The 25,784-nt window shown below is 69.8% G+C and carries 20 protein-coding genes; 15 read left to right on the top strand and 5 right to left on the bottom strand.

Annotation, left to right across the window (positions count from 1 at the left end):
* Positions 1-53 precede the first annotated feature (53 nt).
* The 3 genes from ACFXHE_RS27155 to ACFXHE_RS27165 all read left to right on the top strand — a co-directional run bounded on the left by ACFXHE_RS27155 (position 54) and on the right by ACFXHE_RS27165 (position 3,421).
* The gene (locus tag ACFXHE_RS27155) at positions 54-1,448 is read left to right on the top strand and encodes a PLP-dependent aminotransferase family protein (protein WP_379387290.1); all 1,395 of its coding nucleotides are present in this window, start codon (positions 54-56) and stop codon (positions 1,446-1,448) included.
* Positions 1,445-1,690, top strand: coding sequence for a DUF2630 family protein (locus ACFXHE_RS27160; RefSeq protein WP_354836333.1), 246 nt, complete (start codon positions 1,445-1,447; stop codon positions 1,688-1,690). Before ACFXHE_RS27155 ends, ACFXHE_RS27160 begins: the two co-directional genes overlap by 4 nt.
* A gap of 117 nt (positions 1,691-1,807) precedes the next feature.
* On the top strand, positions 1,808-3,421 hold the full coding sequence (locus tag ACFXHE_RS27165; RefSeq protein ID WP_379387291.1) for a carboxylesterase/lipase family protein: 1,614 nt from the start codon (positions 1,808-1,810) through the stop codon (positions 3,419-3,421).
* Positions 3,422-3,428: 7 nt separating this feature from the next.
* On the opposite strand, the gene ACFXHE_RS27170 is transcribed toward ACFXHE_RS27165, so the two are convergent.
* Positions 3,429-4,682, bottom strand: a complete 1,254-nt coding sequence (locus ACFXHE_RS27170; RefSeq protein ID WP_379387292.1) for a hypothetical protein — start codon at positions 4,680-4,682, stop codon at positions 3,429-3,431.
* 86 nt (positions 4,683-4,768) lie between these two features.
* Positions 4,769-5,530 (bottom strand): crotonase/enoyl-CoA hydratase family protein, encoded by a 762-nt coding sequence (locus tag ACFXHE_RS27175; protein WP_379387293.1) that lies wholly within the window; start codon positions 5,528-5,530, stop codon positions 4,769-4,771.
* A gap of 65 nt (positions 5,531-5,595) precedes the next feature.
* On the opposite strand from ACFXHE_RS27175, the gene ACFXHE_RS27180 reads away from it, so the two are divergent.
* The 6 genes from ACFXHE_RS27180 to ACFXHE_RS27205 all read left to right on the top strand — a co-directional run bounded on the left by ACFXHE_RS27180 (position 5,596) and on the right by ACFXHE_RS27205 (position 12,009).
* A complete protein-coding gene (locus ACFXHE_RS27180) occupies positions 5,596-6,246 on the top strand; it encodes a TetR/AcrR family transcriptional regulator (protein WP_354836325.1) in 651 nt (216 codons plus the stop codon).
* A gap of 12 nt (positions 6,247-6,258) precedes the next feature.
* Positions 6,259-7,881: an acyl-CoA dehydrogenase family protein gene (locus ACFXHE_RS27185; RefSeq protein WP_379387294.1), complete on the top strand. Its 1,623-nt coding sequence runs from the start codon at positions 6,259-6,261 to the stop codon at positions 7,879-7,881.
* Between the two features lie 266 nt (positions 7,882-8,147).
* A complete protein-coding gene (locus ACFXHE_RS27190; RefSeq protein ID WP_364614348.1) occupies positions 8,148-8,624 on the top strand; it encodes a hypothetical protein in 477 nt (158 codons plus the stop codon).
* Positions 8,625-8,704: 80 nt separating this feature from the next.
* Positions 8,705-10,087, top strand: coding sequence for a DUF1731 domain-containing protein (locus ACFXHE_RS27195; RefSeq protein ID WP_379387295.1), 1,383 nt, complete (start codon positions 8,705-8,707; stop codon positions 10,085-10,087).
* 81 nt (positions 10,088-10,168) lie between these two features.
* Entirely contained in the window at positions 10,169-11,773 is a 1,605-nt protein-coding gene (locus ACFXHE_RS27200) for a cytochrome bc complex cytochrome b subunit (RefSeq protein ID WP_379387296.1), read from the top strand.
* Complete coding sequence (locus tag ACFXHE_RS27205; RefSeq protein WP_379387297.1) at positions 11,770-12,009, top strand: hypothetical protein; 240 nt, start codon at positions 11,770-11,772, stop codon at positions 12,007-12,009. Before ACFXHE_RS27200 ends, ACFXHE_RS27205 begins: the two co-directional genes overlap by 4 nt.
* On the opposite strand, the gene pcrA is transcribed toward ACFXHE_RS27205, so the two are convergent.
* Complete coding sequence (pcrA, locus tag ACFXHE_RS27210; protein ID WP_379387298.1) at positions 12,010-14,457, bottom strand: DNA helicase PcrA; 2,448 nt, start codon at positions 14,455-14,457, stop codon at positions 12,010-12,012.
* Between the two features lie 343 nt (positions 14,458-14,800).
* On the opposite strand from pcrA, the gene ACFXHE_RS27215 reads away from it, so the two are divergent.
* Complete coding sequence (locus ACFXHE_RS27215) at positions 14,801-15,106, top strand: chorismate mutase (RefSeq protein WP_354836317.1); 306 nt, start codon at positions 14,801-14,803, stop codon at positions 15,104-15,106.
* Between the two features lie 229 nt (positions 15,107-15,335).
* Here ACFXHE_RS27215 and ACFXHE_RS27220 read toward each other — a convergent pair whose 3' ends face one another.
* Positions 15,336-16,787 carry an NAD-dependent succinate-semialdehyde dehydrogenase gene (locus tag ACFXHE_RS27220; protein WP_379387299.1) on the bottom strand — a complete coding sequence of 484 codons (1,452 nt, stop codon included), beginning with the start codon at positions 16,785-16,787 and terminating at the stop codon, positions 15,336-15,338.
* A gap of 154 nt (positions 16,788-16,941) precedes the next feature.
* Between ACFXHE_RS27220 and pgi the strand changes: the two genes are divergently transcribed.
* Complete coding sequence (gene pgi, locus ACFXHE_RS27225; protein WP_379387300.1) at positions 16,942-18,582, top strand: glucose-6-phosphate isomerase; 1,641 nt, start codon at positions 16,942-16,944, stop codon at positions 18,580-18,582.
* Between the two features lie 310 nt (positions 18,583-18,892).
* On the opposite strand, the gene ACFXHE_RS27230 is transcribed toward pgi, so the two are convergent.
* A complete protein-coding gene (locus tag ACFXHE_RS27230; protein WP_379387301.1) occupies positions 18,893-20,173 on the bottom strand; it encodes a M23 family metallopeptidase in 1,281 nt (426 codons plus the stop codon).
* Positions 20,174-20,683: 510 nt separating this feature from the next.
* Between ACFXHE_RS27230 and sucC the strand changes: the two genes are divergently transcribed.
* The 4 genes from sucC (at position 20,684) to ACFXHE_RS27250 (ending at position 25,771) form a co-directional block, all read left to right on the top strand.
* A complete protein-coding gene (sucC, locus tag ACFXHE_RS27235) occupies positions 20,684-21,850 on the top strand; it encodes an ADP-forming succinate--CoA ligase subunit beta (RefSeq protein ID WP_379387302.1) in 1,167 nt (388 codons plus the stop codon).
* A gap of 14 nt (positions 21,851-21,864) precedes the next feature.
* On the top strand, positions 21,865-22,779 hold the full coding sequence (gene sucD, locus ACFXHE_RS27240; RefSeq protein ID WP_379387303.1) for a succinate--CoA ligase subunit alpha: 915 nt from the start codon (positions 21,865-21,867) through the stop codon (positions 22,777-22,779).
* Positions 22,780-23,071: 292 nt separating this feature from the next.
* A complete protein-coding gene (locus tag ACFXHE_RS27245) occupies positions 23,072-24,067 on the top strand; it encodes a DUF5336 domain-containing protein (protein ID WP_379387304.1) in 996 nt (331 codons plus the stop codon).
* 153 nt (positions 24,068-24,220) lie between these two features.
* Positions 24,221-25,771: a DUF6350 family protein gene (locus ACFXHE_RS27250; protein WP_379387305.1), complete on the top strand. Its 1,551-nt coding sequence runs from the start codon at positions 24,221-24,223 to the stop codon at positions 25,769-25,771.
* Positions 25,772-25,784: the final 13 nt, after the last annotated feature.

The raw sequence follows: 25,784 nt of genomic DNA on the forward strand, positions 1-25,784 counted from the left end.
GAGTGGCATTCTGATATCCACCAGTTGTCGGATGATCAGGAGGCCACTTGCGGGTGAATCGGCTGGTCGACGATGATCTACCGTTCATCGTCGAACGGGACAGCGGCGTGCCGCTGGCCGTTCAGGTGGCCGATGGACTGCGCCGGGCCGCCACCACCGGCGCGTTGCGCGGCGGTGATCGGCTGCCGTCCTCCCGTGAGCTGGCCAATCGGCTGGGGGTGAGCCGGACCGTCGTCACCGCCGCCTACGACCAGTTGCACGCCGAGGGCTGGCTGGACGGGCGGCACGGCTCGGGCACCTACCTGACGGCCGCGCCCGCACCGGTGGGCGCGCAGACCGGCGGGCCCGAACTGCCCGAACCGCTGGCGGGACTGCTGGATCTCGGCGCGGGCGCGCCATCCATCGAGGCCATCGACCCGGCCGCCTGGCGGCGGGCGTGGCGGGCCGCCTCGGATCGAATGCCGTTGATCCGCAAGGACCGGCGCGGGGAGCCCGACTATCGGGAGGCCGTCGCCGAACACCTGCTGCGGCATCGCGGGCTGGGCGCGGGCAGTGGGACCACGGTGCTGGCCACCGCCGGAACCAGCGCGGCCGCAGGCGAACTCGCGGCGGCGCTGCTGCGGCCCGGCGACATGGTGGCCATCGAGGATCCCGGCTATCACCGGGCGGCCGGGGCGTTCCGGGCGGCGGGCATGCGGCCGGTTCCGGTGCCCGTGGACGCCGAGGGCTTGCGGGTGGAGCTGCTACCCGAGGACGCGGGCCTGGTGTATTGCACGCCCGCGCACCAGTTTCCGCTCGGCGCGCGCATGCCCGCCGCCCGCCGGGTCGAGCTCATCGAATTCGCCCGCCGCACCGGCGCACTCGTGGTCGAGGACGACTACGACGGCGAATTGCGTTATGACACCGCGCCGCTGCCGCTGCTGGCCACCCTGGCCCCCGATGTGGTCGTGCATCTGGGCACCACCAGCAAGATCCTCACGCCCACCCTCGGCATCGGCTGGCTGGTGGCGGATCCGGCCGTCGCCGCGGCGGTGCTCGCCCATCGCGAACTCACCGGCACCGGCCCGGCCCCGGCGGGTCAGCAGGTGGTGGCCGAACTGGCCCGGCACGGTGACCTGGCCCGCCACCTGCGCCGCCTGCGCCGCGACATGCCGGCCCGCCGCGCCCTGGTGGTGGACGAGCTGCGCGGCCGCGGCCTGGACGTGCGTGGCGACGACGCCGGGTCACACGTCTTCGTCCCGCTCGCCACCCCGGAGCAGGAGGACCGCGCGGTGGCCGCCGCCCGCGAGCTCGGCGTCCACCTCGACGCGCTGGCCCGCCACCATCTGGGCGCCCGGCACACCTTCGGCATCGCCCTCGGATATGCCGCGCTGCCTGCGGCAGAGCTGCCACGCGCGGTTCGGTCGGCGGGGGCGGCGCTGGCCCGGGTCGTAGAGTGGTCCGCATGACCGAAAAGGACATCCACGCGCGCATCAAGGAACTCGTGGATCGTGAGCACGAGCTCCGGGCCAAGACCACCGGTGGCGAACTCGACCCCGAGGCCGAGCGCCGCCAGCTGGCCGAGATCGAGGTCCAGCTCGACCAATGCTGGGACCTGCTGCGTCAGCGCCGCGCCCGCATGGACCAGGGGCGCAACCCCGACGAGGCCCAGGTCAACCCCGCCCGCCAGGTCGAGGGCTACCTGCAGTAACCGCCCACCCGCCGTCCGGCCGTTCCCGCCGTCCGGCGGGTCGGCCGTTCCCGCCACCTTCGGGGTCCATGGTCCGAGGCCCTGGGAGCCCCCGAGAGTTGGGACTACCCTTTGTGAATGGTGGCAACGACGGACATCACGACCGCGGACGGCACGGTTCGCGGACTCCGGGGCCGCCGCGTTTCACGCTGGCGGTCCATTCCTTTCGCGGCGGCTCCGGTCGGGGAGTTCCGTTTCCGGGCGCCGCAGCCGGTGCAGCCGTGGAGCGGGGTGCGCGACGCCACCGACTTCGGTTATGCCGCAATGCAACACCGGAACGGCGCGCGGATCGGGCCGCGGCAGGCGCAGCCGACCGGCGAGGATTGCCTCACGCTGAACGTGAGCGCGCCGAACGCGCCGTCGGCCACGCCCCGCCCGGTCATGGTGTTCATCCACGGTGGTGGCTACATGATCGGAACCTCCGCGCTGCGGCTGTATTCCGGCGCCCGGCTGGCGCTCCGCGGCGATGTCATCGTGGTGTCGGTCAACTACCGGCTCGGCGCCTTCGGCTACGTCGACTTCGGTGAATACTCCACGCCCGACAGCCGATTCGACTCCAACCTGGGCCTGCGCGATCAGGTCGCGGCTCTGGAGTGGGTGCAGCGCAATATCGCCGCGTTCGGCGGCGACCCGAACAATGTCACCATCTTCGGCGAATCGGCCGGGGCCCACGCGGTGCTGGCCCTCATGGCCACCCCCGCCGCGGCCGGGCTGTTCCACCGCGGCATCGCCCAGAGCGCGCCCGCGGACTGGGCCCCGAGTCAGGCCGAAGCCCGGCTGTTCGCCCGCCGCTGCCTCGACGACCTCGGCATCGCCCCCGGGGACGCCGCCAAAGCGCTGCGCACCGCCGGTGCGAACGACATCCGCAAGGCCGTCGATCACGCGGTCGCCCGGATCATGCACCAGCAGCCGGGACTGTTCCCGGTGGCCCCGGTGGTGGACGGCGAATTCCTGCCCGCCGCACCGCTGGCCGCGTTCGCCACTGGCACCGCGCACCGGGTGCCGCTCATCATCGGGACCAACCGGGACGAGGCCACCCTGTTCGTGCGCTTCGACGACACCCTGCCCACCACCCCCGATCGCATGCGCTGGCTGCTGCGCCATGTGGACCAGGCCCTGGGCGAGGGCGGCGACAGCCCCATCTTCACCAAACTCGGCCAGTCCATGCCGACCTCACGGGAGCGGCTGCACGAGACGCTGGCCGAGTTCGGCGCGGCCGTCGAATCCCGGGTCACCGCGGCCTATCCCGGTTTTCCGGGCAAGCGGGCCTCCGTCCGCATGGGCGGCGACTTCACCTTCTGGCGGCCCTCGCTCCGCGTCATGGAGGCGCACAGCCGGTACGCGCCGACCTACGCGTACCGCTACGACTTCGCCCCGCGCGCAATCCATTTGAGTGGTTTCGGCGCCACGCACGCCCTGGATCTGATCCCCGTCTTCGGCGCGGTCGATTCGTCCTTCGGCCGTGCCATGACCGCGCTCGGCGGTCACCGCGGCTTCCGTGAGGTGTCGAGCCAGTTCCAGGACAACTGGCTGGCCTTCGCCCGCACCGGAACTCCGCTGCCGGCCTGGCCCGCCTACACCGAGGAGCAGCGCGCGACGCTGATCATCGATTCGCCCGGCCGCGTCGAACTCGACCCGGACCGCACCAAACGCCTGGCGTGGCAGGGGGTTCGGATCCCCGCCCTCACCTGAGCGGCGGTCACCAGGCCGTGCAGGACAGGCCGAGCGCGGACAGTTCCGTCTCGGCCAGCGCGGTGAGCGCGGCGGAGGTCGGGATGGCGTCCGGATCCAGTCCGATCAGCGACAGCGTGTAGGTGTCGGCGATCCGGGTCAGGTAGCCCGAGAGCCGGGTCCGGGGCAGGGCGTCGGGCCGGAGCCCGGGGTGGATGGCGCGGGCCGCCACCCCGGTGCACGAGTGCGGGCCCAGCGCCAGCAGCGACTCGGGCAGGTTGCCGATATTGGAGCACAGGACGTCTCGCTCGCCCGCGCCCCGGGCCAGCCGATACGCCCACCGGTCGGGCATGACCTGGAGGATCTCCTCGGGGATGCCGCCCGGGCTGGTCATGCGGTGCTCGTAGGCCGCACGGGCCTTGCGGCGCAGGGTCGCCGGGGTGTCGTCGCGGGTGATGGCGACCTCGGTCATGGACATGTCGTTGTCCACGCGCGGCTCGTCGCGGGTGTCGACCGGGAGGCTGGCGGCAATGGTGTCGGCGGGAAAACCGCTGGACCACAGCATTTTCGCGATCAGATGGACGAACAGACTGTTGGCGGTGCCCGCGTGCGCGACCGCGACGCGGTTCCAGTCCCGGGCGGGGATCTCTAGCACTGTCCCGCAGGTGGTGGCGGTTCCGGGCAGGGCATTCGTGATGCCCGGCACCACCTTTCGCGCTTCGGGTGCGGCCGGGCGTTCGGGAATGCCGCGCCGCAGCGCGCGGGCGGTCCCGCCCAGGACCGTGGCCCACATGCGCCGGGCGTCGGCCCAATCCGAATGTCCCGTAAGGGGCGCCGCGAGCGGGATGCCGGACAGCGCGTTGTCGATGGCCAGGGTCAGCGCGCGGCCGTCGGCCAGCGCGTGCGAACAGGTCAGCGCGACCAGGCAGCCGCCGTCGTCGAGGCGTGCCGCCGACAGCCGCCAGCCCGGACCGGCCTCGGGATCGAGGTCCGCGCCCTGGCGGTCGGCCCAATCCAGTACGGCCGCACGCGGAATCGGCTCCGGCGTCATGGTGAACGGGTGCGTGCTCTCGTTCGGCTGCCAGCGTGGCCGTGCCCCGGGCACCCGCGAGCGCACCACCCGGCGGCCGAGCGGCCCGGTGCGCAGATCGCGGTGCACCCGCCAGAGCAGGGCCGGATGTACCGGTTCGGCGGTACGCCAGAGTCCCTGCAGGACGATCGGGGTGCCCATGCCCCGATGCGACCGCAGGAAGATCTCGTCCAGCACGCTCAGCCGATCCATCGAACGGCTAGCGTACCGATCGGTTCCATGGGGTGCTGCCGCGCGTATTCGCGGCTTTCGCGCGACCGATCGAACCGGAGCCCGGATCAGGCCGGGCGGCCGTGGCGGCCCTCGCCCGAGGCGAAGCGCTGCGCCCCGTCCAGCGCGCCGTCCATCAGGGCCTTCATGCCGTGGCGCAGCTCGTTGGCGATGGCCTCGGACTCCTGTAGGCCGTTCTGCTCCAGCACCGACATGCGGTCCGAGCGCAGGCAGGTCTGCGGCAGCGTGGCCAGCTCGAGCGCGAGTTCCTCGGCGGCGCGGCGGGATTCGCCGTTCGGCACCACCCGGTTGACCAGTCCGATCTGCAGCGCCTCGGTGGCGCCGACGGCCCGGCCGGTGAGAATCAGGTCCATGGCGCGGCCCTCGCCGATGATGCGGGGCAGCCGCACGGTGCCGCCGTCGATGAGCGGCACGCCCCAGCGGCGGCAGAACACGCCGAAGGTGCTGTCCTGCTCCGCGATTCGCAGATCGCACCAGAGCGCCAGTTCGATGCCGCCCGCGACCGCGTACCCGGAGACCGCGGCGATGACGGGCTTGGACAGCTTCATGCGGGTCGGGCCCATGGGTCCGTCGCCGTCCTCGGTGACCTGATTGGAGCGTTCGGTGCCGAGGGCCTTGAGGTCGGCGCCGGCGCAGAAGGTGCCGCCGTCGCCCCACAGCACGGCGACCGCGGCGGTGGGGTCGGCGTCGAAGTCGCGGAAGGCGTCGGCCAGGGCTTTCGCGGTGGGGCCGTCGACCGCGTTGCGGGCTTCGGGGCGGTGCAGGATCACGGTGTAGACGGGTCCGTTGCGCTCCACTCGTACTGTCACGGGGCCGACAGTACGCCGTAAACCGGGGGTTGCGTCAAGAAATGAATCGGTGGTTCACTTCTTGTATGGCCTATCGCAGAACCCCCGCTGTCCAGGCCCGCCTGGATGCTCAGGCGGGGTCGATCGTGCGTGCCGCCATGACCGTGCTGTCCCGCGACGGGTTCGCCGGACTGTCCATGGCCGCGGTCGCCGCCGAGGCCGGAGTCGCCACCGGGACGGTGTACAAGAACTTCAGCGGCAAAGCCGAACTCGTCACCGCCGTCTTCCGCGAGGTCGTCACCCGCGAGGTCGACGCCGTCGCCGCGGCCGGAGCGGCGGGGGAGGGGCGCACCGCCCCGGACCGCGTCACCGCCGCCGTCGAGACCTTCGCCGGCCGCGCCCTCAAGAACCCCAAACTCGCCTACGTGCTGCTCGCCGAACCCGTGGACGCCGCCGTCGACGCCGAACGCCTGCGCTTCCGCCGGGCCTTCGCCGAGACCTACGTGTCCGCCATCTCCGACGGCATCGCCACCGGTCAACTGCCGCCGCAGGATCCGCGCACCTCCGCGACCGCGCTGGTCGGGGCCATCGGCGAGGTGCTCGTCGGCCCGCTCTCCGAACAACTCCAGAGCGAATCGGTGCTGCCGGAACTGGTCGCCTTCGCCCTGCGCGCCCTCGGTGTCCAGCCGGACGCCTCCGGCGACCACCCCGAATCTCGCGGCGTCCCACACGAATAGGAGTCACCCGCAATGCACACGCACGACGTCTTCAACCAGGTGCCGCCCATCGTCCCCTTCGACAATTCGCGCAATCCCGCGCTGCTCGAGGGCCTGCACCGGGAAGGTGCGGGCTGGGCCGAGGCCGAGGTGCGGGAGCTGGGCGTGCTCGCGGGCGGCGCGGCCGCGCAGGAGTGGGGCCGGCTGGCCAACGAGAACCCGCCGATCCTGCACACCCACGACCGCTACGGCAACCGCATCGACGAGGTGGAGTTCCACCCGTACTGGCACAATCTCATGGACACTGCGGTGTCGCACGGCCTGCACGGTTCGCCCTGGCAGGACGACCGGTCCGGCGCGCACGTGGCCCGCGCCGCCAAGTTCTTCACCTGGGGCCTGGCCGATGCCGGGCACATGTGCCCGATCTCCATGACCTACGCCGTGGTGCCCGCGCTGCGTCATAATCCCGAACTGGCCGCGAAGTTCGAGCCGCTGCTGGCCTCCCGCGTCTACGACTTCGGCCTGCGCGAGCCGTCCACCAAGGCCGGTCTCATCGCGGGCATGTCCATGACCGAGAAGCAGGGCGGCTCCGACGTCCGCGCCAACACAACCACGGCTACCCCGCTCGCCGACGGCACCTACCGCATCGTCGGCCACAAGTGGTTCACCTCGCACCCCATGGGCGACCTGTTCCTGACCCTGGCCCAGGCGCCGGGCGGCCTGTCCTGCTTCCTGCTGCCCCGGGTGCTGCCCGACGGCACCCGCAACGCGCTGCGCATCCAGCGGCTCAAGGACAAGCTGGGCAACAAGTCCAACGCCTCCTCGGAACTGGAGTACGAGAACGCCATCGGCTGGCTGGTCGGCGAGGAGGGCGCGGGCGTGAAGACCATTATCGAAATGGTCAATATGACCCGGCTGGACTGCGTGATCGGCTCGGCCACCGGCATGCGCGCCGGGGCCGTCTACGCCACCCACCACGCCCGGCATCGCCAGGTGTTCGGCAAGCACCTGGTCGACCAGCCCGCCATGCGGAATGTGCTGGCGGACCTGGTGATCGAATCCGATGCCGCGACCACCGTCATGATGCGCCTGGCCGGGGCCACCGACCGCGCCGACGCCGATCCCGCCGAGGCGGCGCTGCGCCGCATCGCGCTGGCGGTCACCAAGTACTGGGTGTGCAAGCGCGCCCCCGCGCACGCGGCCGAGGCGCTGGAATGCTTCGGCGGCAACGGTTATGCCGAGGAGTCCGGCATGCCGCGGCTGTACCGCGAGGCCCCGCTCATGTCCATCTGGGAGGGCTCGGGCAATGTGGCCGCGCTGGACGCGCTGCGCGCCATGGGCCGGCAGCCGGAGACGGTCGAGGCATTCTTCACCGAGGTGAACCTGTCCCGCGGCGCCAACCGCCACCTGGACGAGGCCATCGACCGAATCGGCAAGGAGCTCACCGACTTCGCCGATATCGAGTACCGCGCGCGCCGCGTGGTGGAACTGATGGCGCTGGTGCTGCAGGGCGCACAGCTGGTGCGGCACGGCCACCAGGCCGTCGCGGACGCCTTCTGCGCCACCAGGTTCGGCGGCGACTGGGGCATCGCCTTCGGCACGCTGCCCACCGGCGTGGACACCGAGGCGATCATCCAGCGCGCCTACGTCGACTGAGCCGACACGAGGTCATGGCCGTGGGCGGCGATCGATAGCCGCCCCCGGCATCAGTTGAACCAGTAGTCGAGCCAGATCTGTGCCTCTGTTGTTCGGAATGCGCCTGCGGCGCACGACTATTGTGCTCCACCTTCGAGCGGTGCAGGGGCATTCATCCATTAGTGAATCGGGGTGGATCGAGAAGCCTCGTTAATCGATGCCTGAATTGTGAAGTACGTGAATTCGCGCTGGTGCCAAGGGGTTCCGGTGCTCTAGGGTCGATGGTCATGAACGTGCGTAGTGTTATCGGCAGTGCGATGGCAGCGGTCGCGCTCACAATTCTCGGCACCGGCGCCGCCTCGGCGGACTCGGGTGTCATCGAGGCGGACAACTCGGATTTCCTGGTGGGCGACACCCTGTATTTCAATGATTTCGCCACCCAGTGCGCCATTCACGCGAATGGCGATGTCGCCTGCGATCTCGGCCAGGGCAACAAATTGTGGGGCCTGATTCCCATCTCCGACATCGTGATCGACGGCTCCTTCCTGCCCGCCCACCCGACCTTCGGACTCGGTGGCCAGCACGGCAATCCGAATGCCCGTCAGCTCTGGGACGTGCCGCGCCCGCCCGGAAACGTGTACGCCGGCACCCAGTTCGACTACGCGGGCGCGACCTGCCTCGGCGGGCGTCCGCACGGCGGCGGCATGACCTGCACCTCGCACGGCCACACCTTCACCCTCGGCACCCAGACCAGCATCGGCTGACACCCGCCCCGACCACACCGCGCGGGCTGCGACCAAGACCACGCTTCCCGCCGCAGCCCGCCGGTAATAGCGTCGGAATCATGCCTCGTACAACGACGTACACCCAGTGGATCGCCCTCCCGCCGCAGCAGCTGTGGGCCGTCCTCGGCGATCCCGCCCGCTGGCCCGAGTGGAATCCCGCCGTCACCGCGGCGACACTGCACGGCACACCCGCGGCGGGCGTCACCGGCGACTACCTGCCGCGCGGGCGCGTCACCGAGGCAGTGCACGGGCGGCTGGCGAAACCGTTCGTCGTCTCCACCTTCGTGCCCGACCGCGAAATAACCTTGGAGCAGCCGGAACCCGCGGGCACCATGCGACTGCGCTGGGTGCTCACCCCGCGTGACGGCGGCACCGAACTCCGCCAGCAGCTCACTTTCACCGGCGCCTCGGCCGCGGTCATGCGCAAGGCCGTCGGGGACCTGCTGCAGACCGACACCCACACCTGCTTCACCCGCCTGGCCCAGCTGGCCGGGCTGCGGCCCGCCGCGGACGCGCTCACCGTCGTGATCGCCGGCGGCACCGGCGCCCTGGGCCGCACCCTGGCCGCCGACCTCACCTGCCGGGGCCAGCGGGTCGTCATCCTCACCCGGCGCACCGCGCTGGAACTGCCCTACCCGCAATACGAATGGGACGGCCGCACCGTCGGCCCGTGGGCCGACGCCCTGCGCAATCCGGGACGCACCGCGGTGATCAACCTCGCCGGCAAGCTCGTCGACTGCCGGCCCACCGCCCGCAATATCGCCGAATTGCGCCGCAGCCGCGTCGATTCCACCCGCGCGCTGGTGGCAGCGTCCAAGACACTGGATCGGCCCGTCGACTACTGGATCCAGGCGAGCACCACCGCCATCTGGGCCGACGCCGGGGAACTCCGCTGCACCGAGGGCACACCCCTGCCCGAGCCCGGCCTGCCACAGATGACCGGCGTGGCCGCACCCTGGGAGGCGGCCTTCGAGGGGGCGAATGCCACGCACTGGACCATCCTGCGCACCTCCATCGTGCTGGACCCGGACGCGCCCGCGCTGCGGCGACTGGTGGGCCTGACCAAGGCGGGCCTGGGCGGCAGTGTCGGCAGCGGCCGGCAGTGGTTCAGCTGGGTCCACGGCGAGGACTGGCTGGCCATCGTGCGCGCCGGGCTGGGCCTGGACCCGCGGGTCGGCCTGCCCACCGGCGTGGTGGTCGCGGCCACCGACTTCCCGGTGCGCAACAAGGAGCTCATGACCACCCTGCGCAGGCAGCTGCGCCGCCCGTGGTCGCCGCCCACCCCCGCGGCCGCCCTCACCGTGGGCGCGGTCCTGCTGCGCACCGATCCGGCGCTCGGGCTGACCGGCCGGCACGCCACCTCGGAGGTGCTGCGGCACAGCGGGTTCCGCTTCCGCTACCCGACCCTCGACGAGGCGCTGTCGGACCTGCTGCCGCGCTGACCCGGCCGTGCGCGGGGTGTGATCCGGGACAACTCCTCGATCCAGGTGTCACGTTTCGGCCCGCTCCGGCGTCTCATGTTCATGAACGCCACCGCGAACCGCGCCGATGCCGCCGACCAGCGGTATCACCTGGCCGCGGGCCTGAAACGCTCCATCAACAAGGTCTTCCCGACCCACTGGTCGTTCCTGCTCGGGGAGATCGCGCTCTACAGCTTCATCATCCTGCTGCTGTCCGGGGTCTACCTGACGCTCTACTTCGAGCCGTCCATGACCGAGGTGACCTACAACGGCAGCTACCAGCCGCTGCGCGGCGTCCAGATGTCGGCCGCCTACCGCAGCGTTCTGGACATCTCCTTCGACGTGCGCGGCGGGCTGTTCGTGCGGCAGGTCCACCACTGGGCCGCCCTGCTGTTCGCGGCGTCGATCATCATCCACATGTTCCGGGTGTTCTTCACCGGCGCCTTCCGCAAACCCCGCGAGGCCACCTGGGTGATCGGCGCGGTCCTGCTGATCCTGGCCATGTTCGAGGGCTACTTCGGCTATTCGCTGCCCGACGACCTGCTCTCCGGCACCGGCCTGCGGTCACCGCTGGGCGGCATCACCATGGCGGTCCCGGTGGTGGGCACCTGGATCCACTTCTTCCTCTTCGGCGGGGAATTCCCTGGCACCGTCCTGATCCCGCGGCTCTACATCACCCACGTGCTGCTGTTCCCGGGAATCATGCTGGCGCTCATCGGTGCTCACATCGCACTCGTCTGGTACCAGAAGCACACCCAGTTCCCCGGGCCCGCCCGCACCGAGCGAAATGTGGTGGGCGCGCGCATCGTTCCGGTGTTCTCCCTGGACCAGGGCGCGTTCTTCGCCTTCACCCTGGCCACCGTCGCGCTCATGGGCGGGCTCTTCCAGATCAACCCGATCTGGAATCTGGGGCCCTACAACCCCGCCCAGGTGTCGGCCGGATCCCAGCCCGACTTCTACATGATGTGGACCGACGGCCTGGCCCGGCTCATGCCGCCCTGGGAGATCTACCTGGGCCGCTACACCATTCCCGCGCCCTTCTGGGTGGCGGTGGTGATGGGCATCGTGCTGGCGGTGATCCCGCTGTACCCGTGGATAGAGAAGCGGCTGACCAAGGACACCGCGCACCACAATCTGCTGCAGCGGCCGCGAGATGTGCCGGTGCGCACCGCGATCGGAGCCATGGCCATTGCCTTCTACCTGGTGCTCACCTTCGCCTGCGTGAACGACATCATCGCGCTGAAGTTCGACGTCTCCCTCAATGCGACCACCTGGTTCTTCCGGATCGCGCTGCTGACCCTGCCGCCGCTGGCCTACGCCGTGGCCTACCGGTTCTGCCTGGGCCTGCAACGTAGCGACCGGGCGGTGCTCGAGCACGGCATCGAGACCGGCATCATCAAACGGCTGCCGCACGGCGAGTACATCGAGGTGCACCAGTCGCTCGGGCCGGTGGACCGGCACGGTCATCCGATTCCCCTGGAGTACCAGGGCGCGGCCGTCCCCAAGAAGATGAGCAAGCTCGGCTCCGCGGGCAAACCCGGACCCGGCGGGTTCCTCATCGCCGACCCACCCGAGGAGCGCGCGCTCCTCGCCGCCCAGCATCATGATGAGGAGCACGCGCAGCTCACCATGCTGAAAGCCAAGCAGGACAACGGGAGTCGAGGATGAAACTCCGGACACGCACCGACGACGAGGAATACGGGCTGCTGGTGCCCGCCGCCACCGTCTACGACATGCAGTCCGCGCGCGCCGTCCGGCAGCTGCTGCACTCCCACGGGGTACGCGCCACCATGGGCCGGGCGCGCATACACCGCTGGCGAAACCTCCAGGACCGCTTCCGGATCCTGGTCTTTCCCGAGGACGCCGTGCGCGCCTACGACGTCCTCAGCCGCCACACCAGCTGATCAGAGCTTGGTCAGGGTCCGGCTGTACTGCGGGATCAGCCGGATCTTGCCGGCCGTGCCGAAGTCGATGGTGACCGTCGCCAGCGAGCCGAAGCCCTCGGCGGCGATCACCCGGCCCAGGCCGTACTTGTCGTCGTTGACCCGGTCGCCGACGGCCAGCACCAGACCGGTGTTGTTGCGCTTGACCCCCGCGGCGGCCGGCGCGGGCCGCCGCTCGCCGCGATCGCGCAGACCGGGGCGCGGCTCCGACCAGCCGTCACCGCGGGTCCAATCCCGTTCCAGCCCTTCGTCTTCGCCGCGCCGGCGGAAACCGCGCGAGGTTTGCGACGGGGCCGGCTCCAGCCGCCGCCAATCCATCAGGTGACCCGGAATCTCCTGCAGGAAGCGGGATTCCGGATTGGAGACCGGCTGCCCCCAACCCGAACGGACCACGGCCCGGGTCAGATACAGGCGCTTGCGGGCGCGCGTGATGCCCACATACGCCAGCCGGCGCTCCTCCTGCAACTCCGTCGGATCGCCCAGGGCGCGCATGTGCGGGAACTGGCCGTCCTCCCAGCCGGTCACGAACACGACCGGGAACTCCAGGCCCTTGGCGGTGTGCAGGGTCATCAACGTGACCACGCCGGAACCCTCTTCGGGAATCTGGTCCGCGTCGGCCACCAGCGAGACCCGCTCCAGGAACGCCGCCAGCGAACCCGGCTCCGGTTCGCCCTCGGCTTGCTCGGGCAGCATGCCCTCGGCCCGCGCGGCCTCCACATTGTTGCGCGCCTCGGAACTGAATTCGCGTGCGACGCTGACCAATTCGTTGAGGTTGTCCAGGCGTGCGCCGTCCTGCGGATCGTCGGAGGCCTCCAGCTCGGCGCGATAGCCGGTGCGGTCCAGCACCGCCTCCACCACCGAACCCACATCCGGGAAGTCCATGTCGGCCTGCGCGCCCGCTGCCCGGATCTCCTCCAGCAGCTCCAGGAAGCCGGCGATGGCCCGCTGCGAGCGGCTGTTGAGCAGAGCCACCTTGCCCGCGGCCGCGTCCCGGAGCGCCTGCGCGAAGCCGATATTCCGCTGCTCGGCGTGCACGGCCACGCAGGCCTCCGCACGGTCGCCGATGCCGCGGCGCGGGGTGTTGAGCACCCGCCGCAGGCTCACCGCGTCATCCGGGTTCTCCAGGACGCGCAGGTAGGCCACGATGTCGCGAACCTCCTTGCGCTCGTAGAAGCGCACCCCGCCGACCACCTTGTAGGGCAGCCCCATGCGGATGAAGATCTCCTCCAGCGCCCGCGAATTGTTGTTGGTGCGGTAGAAGACCGCCACATCCGCGTAGTTGGCGTCGCCCTGGTCCACCAGCCTGTCGATCTCGCGGGCCACGAACGAGGCCTCGTCGTGCTCGTTGTCGGCCACATAGCCGACGATCAGATCGCCGTCGCCCTGATCGGTCCACAGCTTCTTCTCGCGCCGGCCCTCGTTGCGGGCGATGACCGCGTTGGCGGCGGTCAGAATGTACTGGGTGGAGCGGTAGTTCTGTTCCAGCAGAATGGTTTCCGCATCCGGGAAGTCGCGCTCGAACTCCTCGATATTGCGGATGGTGGCGCCGCGGAAGGCATAGATGGACTGGTCCGCGTCACCCACCACGCACAGCTCCGAGGGCGGCACCCGATCCTCGGCAGCGGCATCGTCACCCGGCCGGCCCCGATGATGGCCCACCAGTTCACGCACCAGCACGTACTGCGCGTGGTTGGTGTCCTGGTACTCGTCGACCAGCACGTGCCGGAAGCGCCGCCGGTAGTACTCGGCCACCTGCGGATGCCGCTGCAGCAGCGACACCGTCTCACCGATCAGATCGTCGAAGTCGAGGGCATTGGCCGCGCGCAGCCGCCGCTGGTACTCGTCGTAGACCCGGGCCACGATGCGCGGCAGCTCGCTGTCCTCGGTCTCGGCGTCGGCCGCGGCCTGCGGCGGGTCGATGAGCTCGTTCTTGAGATTCGAGATGGCGGTGGCCAGCAGGCGCGGCGAGTACTTCTTCGCATCGATCTCGAAGTCGCGAATGATCATGCCCAGCAGCCGCCGGGAATCGTCCGCGTCGTAGATGGAGAAGTTGGAGTTCAGCCCCGCCAGCAGCGACGCCTGGGTACGCAGGATGCGCACGCAGCTGGAGTGGAAGGTGGACACCCACATGCCGGCCGCGCGCGGGCCGACCAGCCCGGCCACCCGTTCGCGCATCTCGGCGGCGGCCTTGTTGGTGAAGGTGATGGCCAGCACCTCGCCGGGCCGCACCCCGCGAGCGTCGAGCAGATAGGCGATGCGACGGGTGAGGACAGCGGTCTTTCCGGACCCGGCCCCGGCCACGATCAGCAGCGGGGTGCCGGTGTGCATCACCGCGGCGCGCTGTTGCGGATTCAATCCCTCGAGCAACCGCTCGGTCTTCTGCTCGTCCTGTGCCACCGTCGTATTCATCGCCCATCCACGCTACCGGCGCGCACCGACAGGCGGCGGGGCGGACCGCACAGGTGTCCGATAAGTGCCGGTCCGGCGAACATCCGGTGAACCGCACCCGGTCGGGAAACTCAGGAGATTCACAAACGTACCTGTTTTGCATAGGTCCCTATGCATGGCACACTCGTCGCATGACCGGCTCCAAGGCGACGCATTGCACCTGAGCCCGATCCCGGGGGGACAATGTGGTGCGGTCCCAGGGGGACAATGTATGGCCAACAGGTCTGATTCTTGGTGAAGAACCGATCGGTAACAGGTTGGGTCCACCCGCCGATCGACGTTCTGGACCACGAGGAGTTGAAGAATGAGCATCTCGACGACGGGACATTCCGAGTCTGCCACCGGCTCGGACTCCGCCCTGCCCTCCGAGGCTGAGATCGACAAGCTGCGCTTGGAAATCGACAAGCTGGACGCCGAAATCCTCGCCGCTATCAAGCGCCGCACCGAGGTCTCGCGCATCATCGGGCGAACGCGTATGGCGAACGGCGGGCCCAAGCTCGTCCACTCCCGCGAGATGAAGGTGCTCGAGCGATTCAGCGAGCTGGGCCAGGAGGGCCACACCCTGGCGATGTTGCTGCTGCGCCTGGGTCGCGGCCGCCTCGGACACTGACCGACAACTCTCGCAAGGCTCTCGGGGGCCTGCTGCGCCCCCGAAACCCCGAAACCCCCGGCCCTGCCGCCTTCGGCGGGGCCCGTTAACGCCGGGCATCGCATGCTCGATACAACATGCGGTGCGTCGCGAAGTGCGGCCCCACACAGACCGCGCTGCATGCGTGCCACGGATGCAGCCTCCCCAAAGCCGCCCCGGGTGTCTCGACCCCGGGGCGGTTCTTTCCTGTCTAGGGCAGGGCGATGTACTTGGTGTCGAGGTACTCCTCGATGCCCTCGAAGCCGCCCTCCCGGCCGAAACCGGATTCCTTCACGCCGCCGAAGGGCGCGGCCGGGTCGGAGATGACGCCCCGATTGACGCCGACCATGCCGCTCTCCAGGCCCTCGGCCACCCGCAGCGCCCGGTCCAGACTGCGCGTGTACACGTAGGCGACCAGGCCGAATTCGGTGTTGTTGGCCGCGGCCAGGCCCTGCTCTTCGGTGTCGAAGCCAACGATCGGGGCGACCGGGCCGAACACCTCCTCGCGCAGGATGCGGGCCTGCGCCGGGATATCGGTGAGCACCGTGGCCGGATAGAACCAGCCCGGACCGCCGGGGGCCTTGCCGCCCAGCTTCACCTGCGCGCCCGCCGACACCGCGTCGTCGACCAGCTCGCTCACGGTGTCGAGCTGGTTCTCGTTGACGAGCGGGCCCAGCGTGGTGTCCGGGTCCACGCCATTGCCGAGCCGGTACTCCGCCATGGCCGCCACCAGCTTGTCGGTGAATTCCTGGCGAACCGAATTCTGGACATGGAAGCGGTTGGCCGCGGTGCACGCCTCACCGCCATTGCGCAGTTTGGCCAGCAGCGCGCCCTGCACGGCGGCATCCACGTCGGCATCGTCGAAGACCACGAACGGGGCATTGCCGCCGAGCTCCATCGAGGTGCGCAGCAGGCCGTGCGCGGACTGCTCGACCAGCTTCTTGCCGACCGGGGTGGAGCCGGTGAAGGTCAGCTTGCGCAGCCGCGGGTCGTTCAGCAGCGGCGCGGTGACCGCACCCGAGTGCGAGGTGGTGATGACCGACAGCACGCCGTCGGGCAGGCCGGCCTCGCTGCAGAGCTGGGCCAGCAGCAGCATGGTCAGCGGGGTCTCACCCGCGGGCTTCACGATCATGGTGCAGCCCGCCGCCAGCGCCGGGCCGATCTTGCGGGTGCCCATCGCCAGCGGGAAGTTCCAGGGCGTGATGGCCAGGCACGGGCCGACGGGCTGCTTGTGCACCAGGATTCGCCCGGTCCCGGCCGGGGCGGCCTGGTAGCGGCCGTGAATGCGGACCGCTTCCTCGCTGAACCAGCGGAAGAACTCCGCGCCGTAGCGAACCTCATTGCGGCTCTCCGGCAGGGCCTTACCCATTTCGAGGGTCATGAGGAGGGCGAACTCCTCGGCCCGCGCCGTGATCGCCTCGAACACCGCGCGCAGGATCTCCCCGCGCTGCCGGGCCGGGGTTGCGGCCCATTCGGCCTGCACGGCCGCGGCCGCGTCGAGGGCGCGCACCGCGTCCTCGGGTGTCGCGTCGGCGACCTGGGCGATGACCTCACCCGTCGCCGGATTGTGCACCGGGAAGGTCGCGCCACCGGTGGCGTCCACCGGTCCGCCGATCCAAAGTCGCGTGGGAATGGACGAGAGTAGGGCGCTTTCGGTCACCATGAGACGAGCCTAGGCGCGTGTGCGTCCGAGCCGCCGGAGTCCGTGGAATCCGCACCCCCGCTGCCGGCCGAAAATCGCTCTGCGCTGGGAGAATCCCGCGAATGACGTCTTGTTACCTGCGCGTCGCAAGGTGAAGGTTGTAACCTCGGCGATCGTGAGCAGCGACATCACCGCATCGGCGGTCTGGCGGAAACTGCACGATCACCACGCCTCTCTCGCCGGGCGGCATCTGCGTGAGTTCTTCGCCGAGGATCCCGAGCGTGGTCGTGAGCTGACCGTGCAGGTCGCCGACCTGCACATCGACTACTCCAAGCATCGGGTGACACGCGAAACCCTGGATCTGCTGGCCGAATTGGCGCAGACCGCCGGGGTCGAGCAGCGCCGCGACGCCATGTTCGCGGGCGAGCGCATCAACACCTCCGAGGACCGCTCGGTCGGGCACGTGTGGTTGCGCCGGCCCGTCGGTGAGCCGCTCACGGTGGACGGCCAGAACGTCGAGACCGACGTGCACGAAGTGCTGCGGCGCATGGGCGAATTCACCGACCAGGTGCGCTCCGGGCAGTGGCGCGGCGCCACCGGCGAGCGCATCGCGACGGTGGTGAACATCGGCATCGGCGGCTCGGATCTGGGCCCGGCCATGGTGACGCTGGGCCTGCGGCACTACGCGGACGCGGGCATCTCGGCGCGGTTCGTCTCGAATGTCGATCCGTCGGATCTGGTGGCGAAGCTGGACGGCCTGAACCCGGCCACCACGCTGTTCATCGTCGCCTCCAAGACCTTCTCCACCCTGGAGACGCTCACCAATGCCACCGCGGCCCGCCGCTGGCTGGTGGCCGCGCTCGGCGAGGACGCTGTCGCAAAGCATTTCGTCGCGGTGTCCACCCACGCGCAGCGGGTGGCGGACTTCGGTATCGACACCGCCAACATGTTCGGCTTCTGGGACTGGGTCGGCGGCCGCTACTCGGTGGACTCGGCCATCGGCCTGTCGGTCATGGCGGTCATCGGCAAGGAGCGCTTCGCCGAGTTCCTGGCCGGAATGCACGCCGTGGACGAGCATTTCGCGAATGCGCCGCTGGCGGAGAACGGCCCGATCCTGCTCGGGCTGCTGGGCGTCTGGTACTCGAACTTCTTCGGCGCGCAGTCCCGCGCGGTGCTGCCGTACTCCAACGACCTGGCCCGTTTCCCGGCCTACCTGCAGCAGCTGACCATGGAGTCCAACGGTAAGTCCGTGCACGCCGACGGCACCCCGGTCACCGCCTCCACCGGCGAGATCTTCTGGGGCGAGCCCGGCACCAATGGCCAGCACGCCTTCTACCAGCTGCTGCACCAGGGCACCCGGCTGGTGCCCGCCGACTTCATCGGATTCGCCCGTCCTGTGAGCGATCTGCCCACCATGGACGGCTCGGGCAGCATGCACGACATCCTGATGAGCAACCTCTTCGCCCAGACCAAGGTGCTGGCCTTCGGCAAGACCGCCGAGGAGATCGCGGCCGAGGGCACCGCCCCGAACCTGGTGCCGCACAAGGTGATGCCCGGCAACCGGCCCTCCACGGCCATCCTTGCGCCCGAGCTGACCCCGTCGGTGCTGGGCCAGCTGATCGCCCTCTACGAGCACCAGGCGTTCACCGAGGGCGCGATCTGGGGCATCGACAGCTTCGACCAGTGGGGCGTGGAACTGGGCAAGCAACAGGCGCTGGCCCTGGAGCCGCTGCTGACGGCGGCGGAAGATCCCGCGCCGCAATCGGATTCGTCCACCGACGCGCTGATCCGCTGGTACCGCTCCAACCGCCGCTGATCGGGCCCGGACCGCGCTGATCGGGCGTCACTCGTCGGCGCGGCCCGAGCAGAGCGTCCAGAACCGCCTGTACCGCAACGGGATCCAATCACCCCGACGTGACCCTCGGCGCGCAGCAGCCGGACCCGCTCCGGGGCCGTCAGGGCTGCGCGATGGGGCCGGTCCGCCAGGACGCCTCCGCGTCGATCGGCACCGTCCGCATGACGGGTTCGATCCGGTCGCCGGTCGGCCCGATTCCGCCGGGAGCCGCCCGGGACGCCGAAAGGCGCGCCCTGCCGGGCGCGCCTTTCGGATCGGGTTCGGTTGCGGGTCAGTCCCGTTCGGGGCCGAGCGAGATGCCGCGCGAGGCCAGCCAGGGCAGCGGGTCGATCTTGTCGACGCCGTTCAGCCAGACCTCGAAGTGGCAGTGCGGGCCGGTCGAGAAGCCGCGGTTACCGACGGTCGCGATCTGGTCGCCCGCCAGCACGCGCTGGCCCTGCGAGACGGTCGCGGTGTCGATGTGGCCGTAGATGGTGACGGTGCCGTCGTCGTGGAGCAGCCGGACCCACATGCCGAAGCCGGAGGCGGGACCGGCCTCGAGCACGGTGGCGTCGGCGACCGCGTAGATCGGGGTGCCGATCGGGGCGGCGATGTCCACGCCCTGGTGGGCGACGCCCCAGCGGATACCGAAGCCGGAGGTGTAGGTGCCGTTGGCGAACTTCGTCCATAGTGGCCGGTTCTTCGACGCCTCCTGGTTGGCCATGTCGGCGGCGAACTGCTTGCCCTTGGCCAGAATGTCGTTGAACTGGTCCAGGCTCGCGGGCGCGTTCGGGCTCACCACCTGGGGCGACCCGGGGGCGCCGTCGCCGACCACCGAGGTCGCAGCGACCTCCTTGACCTGGTTGGCGGCCTGGTAGTCGACATTGCTGTTGTCGTGGCCGGTGGACTCGATGGTGGCCTGGCCCGCGGCCACGACCGCACCGGCGGCGACCGCGACGACCGCGGCGCGGCCCTTGAGCGCGGTGGGCGGGGCGGGTAGGCGGTGGGTGCCGCCGGAGCGGCGCTTGCCGCCGGAGCGGGTCGGGCGCGGCTCGTCGTCGTAGTCGGCGTCGTGCTCGACTTCGGCTGCCCGCGCACTGCGATTCAGGCGGGCGCCGTCACCGGAGAACTGGAGCTTCTCGCCGGACGCGGTCTTGAACGTGTAGACCGGCCGGTACTCGTCGGAGGGGGTCGGGTCCGCGGTCGGATCCCAGTTGGTCCGCGACTGCGGTGCCCAATCACTCGGATTCGGTGCGGCCCAGCCGTTCACGGTGGTCTGGGCGTTGTAGTCCCAGTTCGGTTCGGGCTGCCAGTCGGCGGATTCGTCCCACTGCGGGGACTCACCCCACTGCTGACCGCCGTTCCAGTCCGCATCGGAATTCCATTCGGAGCCGGAATCCCACTGCGTGTCGCCGTTCCAGGCCTGGGTGGCATCCCAGTCGCCGTGGGCGACCCCGCTGTGCGTCGGAGCGGGGGCATCGAAGGTGGTCGCGCCGCCGTAGTTCTCTGCGTCCTCGCGATAGCGGTGTCCGCGGCGGGCGCGGGGCTGCGAGGGGAAGGGGCCGTCGCTCATTTGCGCCGGTCCGGAGAGTGCTGCGGGGCCGACAAGTCGCCTGCGGAGCGGCTCATTTCCTTGGGAGCGCTGTGCTGCGTCAAGCCTGCCGTCCTCCTGTCCGTGACCGGGTTGTGACATCGACCGCAACGACGGTAACGAAACGATTGCGGCTCAGCAAGCGATGGACTTGGTTCGACACGCTGCTGTGATATTGATCACTTTCCGAGCGGGAATGCGCTCACTGTGCTTCGGGTAACCGGGTGAGCTTTGTCAACGACACAACGTCGTAGCCAGGATCACTGTCCGGGATTCGTGTGTCCCACCTGGCGCAGGGTCAACAAGCTACCGATGAGTAGCATTGACGAGGGCTTTTGGGGCCGCGGAGACAGTACCGTGACCTGCGCCACTTAGGCTGTATGCGGCTGATTTCCGCTCCATGTGACTGATTAGAGTCCGAGCCAACCCGCCTCCGACGACGGGCCGCCAACCAAGACGTTGTCACAACAACGCAGACGAGACGGTGAGTACATGGATCTCTTCGAATATCAGGCGAAGGAACTCTTCGTGAAGCACGGAGTGCCTTCGTCGGAGGGCCGCGTCACGGACTCGGCCGAGGACGCCCGTGCGATCGCGGAAGAAATCGGCAAGCCGGTGATGATCAAGTCGCAGGTCAAAGTCGGTGGCCGCGGCAAGGCCGGTGGCGTGAAGTACGCCGCCACCCCCGACGACGCCTTCACCCACGCGAACAACATCCTGGGCCTGGACATCAAGGGCCACATCACCAAGAAGATCCTGGTTGCCGAGGCCAAGGACATCGCCTCGGAGTACTACATCTCCTTCCTGCTCGATCGCTCCAACCGCACCTACCTGGCCATGTGCTCGGTCGAGGGCGGCATGGAGATCGAGGAGGTGGCCGCCACCAAGCCGGACCGCCTGGCCAAGGTGCCGGTCGACGCCGTCAAGGGCGTGGACCTGGCCTTCGCCCGTTCCATCGCCGAGCAGGGCCATCTGCCCGCCGACATCCTCGACGCCGCCGCGGTGACCATCCAGAAGCTGTGGGAGGTGTTCATCAAGGAGGACGCGACCCTGGTCGAGGTCAACCCGCTGGTGCGTACCCCCAACGACGAGATCCTCGCCCTCGACGGCAAGGTGACCCTGGACGAGAACGCCGAGTTCCGCCACCCCGACCACGCCGAGTTCGCGGACATCGACGCCACCGACCCGCTCGAGCTCAAGGCCAAGCAGAACGACCTCAACTACGTGAAGCTCGACGGCGAGGTCGGCATCATCGGCAACGGCGCCGGCCTGGTCATGTCGACCCTGGACGTTGTCGCCTACGCCGGTGAGAACCACGGCGGCGTCAAGCCCGCCAACTTCCTCGACATCGGCGGTGGCGCTTCGGCCGCCGTCATGGCCGCGGGCCTGGACGTCATCCTCAACGACGAGCAGGTCAAGTCGGTGTTCGTGAACGTCTTCGGTGGCATCACCGCCTGTGACGCGGTCGCGAACGGCATCGTGCAGGCCCTGGAGATCCTGGGCGCCGAGGCCAACAAGCCGCTGGTCGTCCGCCTCGACGGCAACAAGGTCGAGGAGGGTCGCAAGATCCTCGTCGACGCCAACCACCCCCTGGTGACCCTCGCTCAGACCATGGACGAAGGCGCCGACAAGGCCGCCGAGCTGGCTGCGGCCAAGTAAGGACACGAACCAACATGTCTATCTTCCTGAACAAGGACAACAAGGTCATCGTCCAGGGCATCACCGGCGGCGAGGGCACCAAGCACACCGCCCTGATGCTGAAGGCGGGCACCAACGTGGTCGGCGGTGTCAACGCGCGCAAGGCGGGCACCACCGTCAAGCACGTCGACGCCCAGGGCAACGAGGTCGAGCTGCCGGTCTTCGCGACCGTCGCCGAGGCCATGGAGAAGACCGGCGCGGACACCTCCATCGCGTTCGTTCCCCCGGCCTTCTCGAAGGACGCCATCATCGAGGCCATCGACGCGGAGATCCCGCTGCTCGTGGTCATCACCGAGGGCATCCCGGTGCAGGACACCGCCTACGCGTGGGCCTACAACGTGGACAAGGGCAACAAGACCCGCATCATCGGCCCGAACTGCCCCGGCATCATCACCCCGGGTGAGTCGCTGGTCGGCATCACCCCGGCCAACATCACCGGCAAGGGCCCTATCGGCCTGGTCTCCAAGTCCGGCACCCTGACCTACCAGATGATGTACGAGCTGCGGGACTTCGGTTTCTCCACCGCCATCGGCATCGGCGGCGACCCGGTCATCGGCACCACCCACATCGACGCCATCGAGGCGTTCGAGAAGGACCCGGAGACCAAGCTCATCGTCATGATCGGCGAGATCGGCGGCGACGCCGAGGAGCGGGCCGCGGCCTACATCCAGGCCAACGTCAGCAAGCCGGTCGTCGGCTACGTCGCGGGCTTCACCGCGCCGGAGGGCAAGACCATGGGCCACGCCGGCGCCATCGTCTCCGGCTCCGCCGGTACCGCCCAGGCCAAGAAGGACGCCCTCGAGGCCGCGGGCGTGAAGGTCGGCAAGACCCCGTCCGAGACCGCCGCCCTGGCGCGCGAGATCCTGGAGAAGGCGAGCATCAGCGCTTGATGAGTTCTCGTGTCCCGCTTCCTGGCGGAAGCGGGACACAGGGCGAGATCTGATCGGCTGAATACGAAGGCCGCCTGTCGAATTCGACAGGCGGCCTTCGTGATTCGCGGTCCTGTGACGAATCTGGCCGGGGGTGGGGGTTTGCGGGTGCGATGGGCCGGGTAAGTCGGTCGTGCACTGCGCCGGTTCGGGTATTGCGGTCGGGCCACGTCTGGTGGTAGATGGTGCCCGCGGCCGTCGAGTGCAGTAGCGTCGGTGGAGGTTCGTGAACGACTCGATAGGAGACGACGACATGTCATACCCGACCGGGGGCTCGGGATACAACGCGCCCCAGCCGACGCCCTCCTCCGTACCCGGCTACGGCTCGCAGCCCACGGGCGCTCCTGCTGCCGGGTCGGGCACGTCGCCCGTTGCGGGCAAGGGCCTGCCGTTCTTCCTCGCCGTGGGCGTGGCCGTGCTCGGCGTCATCAACTTCCTGCTCGGCTTCGCGCCCTATATCGGCACCAAGGCCGTCGATATCGGCAACACCCGGGTCGGCGGTGACACCAGCTTCAGCTTGTTCGAGAGCACCGGTTCCGCGGCGCTGGTGACGATCCTGCTGATCGCGGGTCTGCTGGCCGGCCTGTCGCTGCTGCCCAAGCAGAGCGGCAACACCGGCATCGTGGCGGCCGCCTCGTTCGGCGCGTTCCTGGGCATCCTGTTCGGCTCCTTCGACCTCGGCGACAGCGTGACGCTGAAGTGGGGCGGCTGGGTGATCCTGTTCCTGTCGTTCGTGCAGGCCGTGGTGGCCGTGCTGGCACTGCTGTTCGAGCTCGGCATCGTGAAGGCGCCGGAGCCGAAACCGGCCGCGCCGCAGGGTGGTTACGGTCAGCAGCCGCAGCAGCCGTTCAGCTCCACCGGGCCGCAGTACCAGCAGCAGGCGTTCGGTCAGCAGCCCGGCTACGGTCAGCAGCCGTCGTTCGGTCAGCCGGCGGGGTACGGCCAGCAGCCGCAGCAGCAGTCCTACGGTCAGCCGGCCGGTTACGGTCAGCAGCCCGCGGGCTACGGCACCGGTTCCCAGCCGACCTACGGTCAGCAGCCGCCGTCCTACGGCCAGCAGCCCGCCCAGACCGGTTACGGCCAGCAGTCGCCGTACGGCACGCCGCAGCAGCCGGCCGGGAGTGCGGACGCGACCCAGCATTTCGGCGCCCAGCCGCAGCGCCCGGCGCAGCCGTTCGGCGGCGAGCAGGCGGCGGATCCGTCGGCGGACGCCACCCGGGCCTTCCGGCCGGGCCAGGACGACAAGTAGTTTCGCCTCCCGTCAGGAGCGGCCTCCGGTATGTCACCGGGGGCCGTTCTCTTTTGCCAGCGCGCCGGTCGTTCCGGCGCGCCTGACCCCACGGTTTCCGAGATGCTGCCACGCTGGATGTCCATGAATGCCCCCAGAACTGCCCTGGCTCGCTTGAGCGACCCCGATCTCCGGGAGCCGGCGCGGCCCCCGGTCCGGCGGCGCGGCGGGGGCGGCGGGGGCGGCGGGGGTTTCGGATCGCTGACCCCGGAACGCGCCCGGGTGCTGATGCTGGTCGCCGCGCGCGCCTCGGCCATCACGCTGCTGGTGATCTTCGTGCTGGTGTACGCCACCCTGTTCGCAGCGGGCAGCGGGATGAGCGGTTCGTCGGGCGCCATTGCCGCGAGCTGGCTTGCGGTGCACCAGGTTCCGCTGGTGATCGGTAAGACCGGGATCGGGCTGTGGCCGCTGGCGCCGACCCTGCTGATGCTGTGGCTGGTGGCGCGGGACAGCGCGCAGGCGGCCGGGCCCGAGTGCGAGACCGCCGAGCTGGGCTGGGTGGTGGGCGCGGCGGTGGGCGGCCCGCTGCTGATCACCGCGGTGTGCCTCGCGGTGGCCGAGGACGCGGCGGCGGTGGTGTCGTTGCAGCCGCCGGACACCCTGGCCGCCTTCGCCTGGGTGCTCGGGCTGAATCTGCTGGCGGCGCTCGTGGGCATCGGTGCGCGGCGCTGGCGCGACTTCGCCGATCTGCTGCCGATTCCCTTGCCGGACTGGGTGGTTCCCGGTTTCCGGGCGGGGCTGCGGGCGGTGGGCCGCCTGCTGCTGGCGGCGGCCGCGGTGACCGTGGTGTCGTTCCTGCTGCACTGGTCCCGCCTCGGCGACACCTACCATGCGGCCGGAAACGCGGTCGGCGCACTGGGTTTGACGCTGCTGTCGCTGGCCTACCTGCCGAATGTCGCGGTCGACGCGGTGAGCGTGCTGGCCGGCGGCCAGGTACAGATCGGCCCGGGATCGTTGAGCCTGTTCGCGATTCAGGGCGCGCCGGTGCCCGCGGTGCCGGTGGCGGCCGCGGTGCCGTCGGGTCCGGTGGCGGTGTGGTGGCTGGTGCTGCTCCTCGCGCCCGCGGCGATCGGGGTGCTGTCGGGCCTGGATTGTGGTCGCACCTCGCATGATCGGGCGACCGCGCCCTGGGCGACCCTGACCGCCGCCGGGGTGGCGGCCGTCGTGGTGGCACTGCTGGGCGTGGTGGCCGGGGGCGAGCTGGGCACCTTCGGCCGGATCGCGCCGAATGCGGTGGGCGCGGCGCTGGTGTTCGTCTGGCTGGCCGTCGCCGGATACGTGGGCATGCTGGGCGCCCGGTTCTTCGGCGGCCCGGCCGTGGTGGCCCCCGCGGCCTTCGACGACGCCTATGACGACGACTACGAGTACGAGGACGACTACTACTACGCGGACGACGACGCCGAGTACGCGGACGACGATTACGACGATGACGAGTACGACGACTACGACGAGGATTTCGACGACGAGGCCGCCGCTGACGCCCAGCCCGGCGCCGGCCACGACGACGAGGGCGGCTGGTACGGCGACGAGGATCTCCACGGCGCCCTCGACGCCGAACTGGTCGACGACCAGGACGAGTACGCCGCCGATGCCGCTGTGAAATCCACCGACAACACCGACATCGTCGACGCGGAAGTGGTAGAGGGAGACCTGCCGGACAAGTAGCAAGTGGACGGTC

Source organism: Nocardia sp. NPDC059229, from assembly GCF_042754165.1.
GTDB lineage: Bacteria > Actinomycetota > Actinomycetes > Mycobacteriales > Mycobacteriaceae > Nocardia.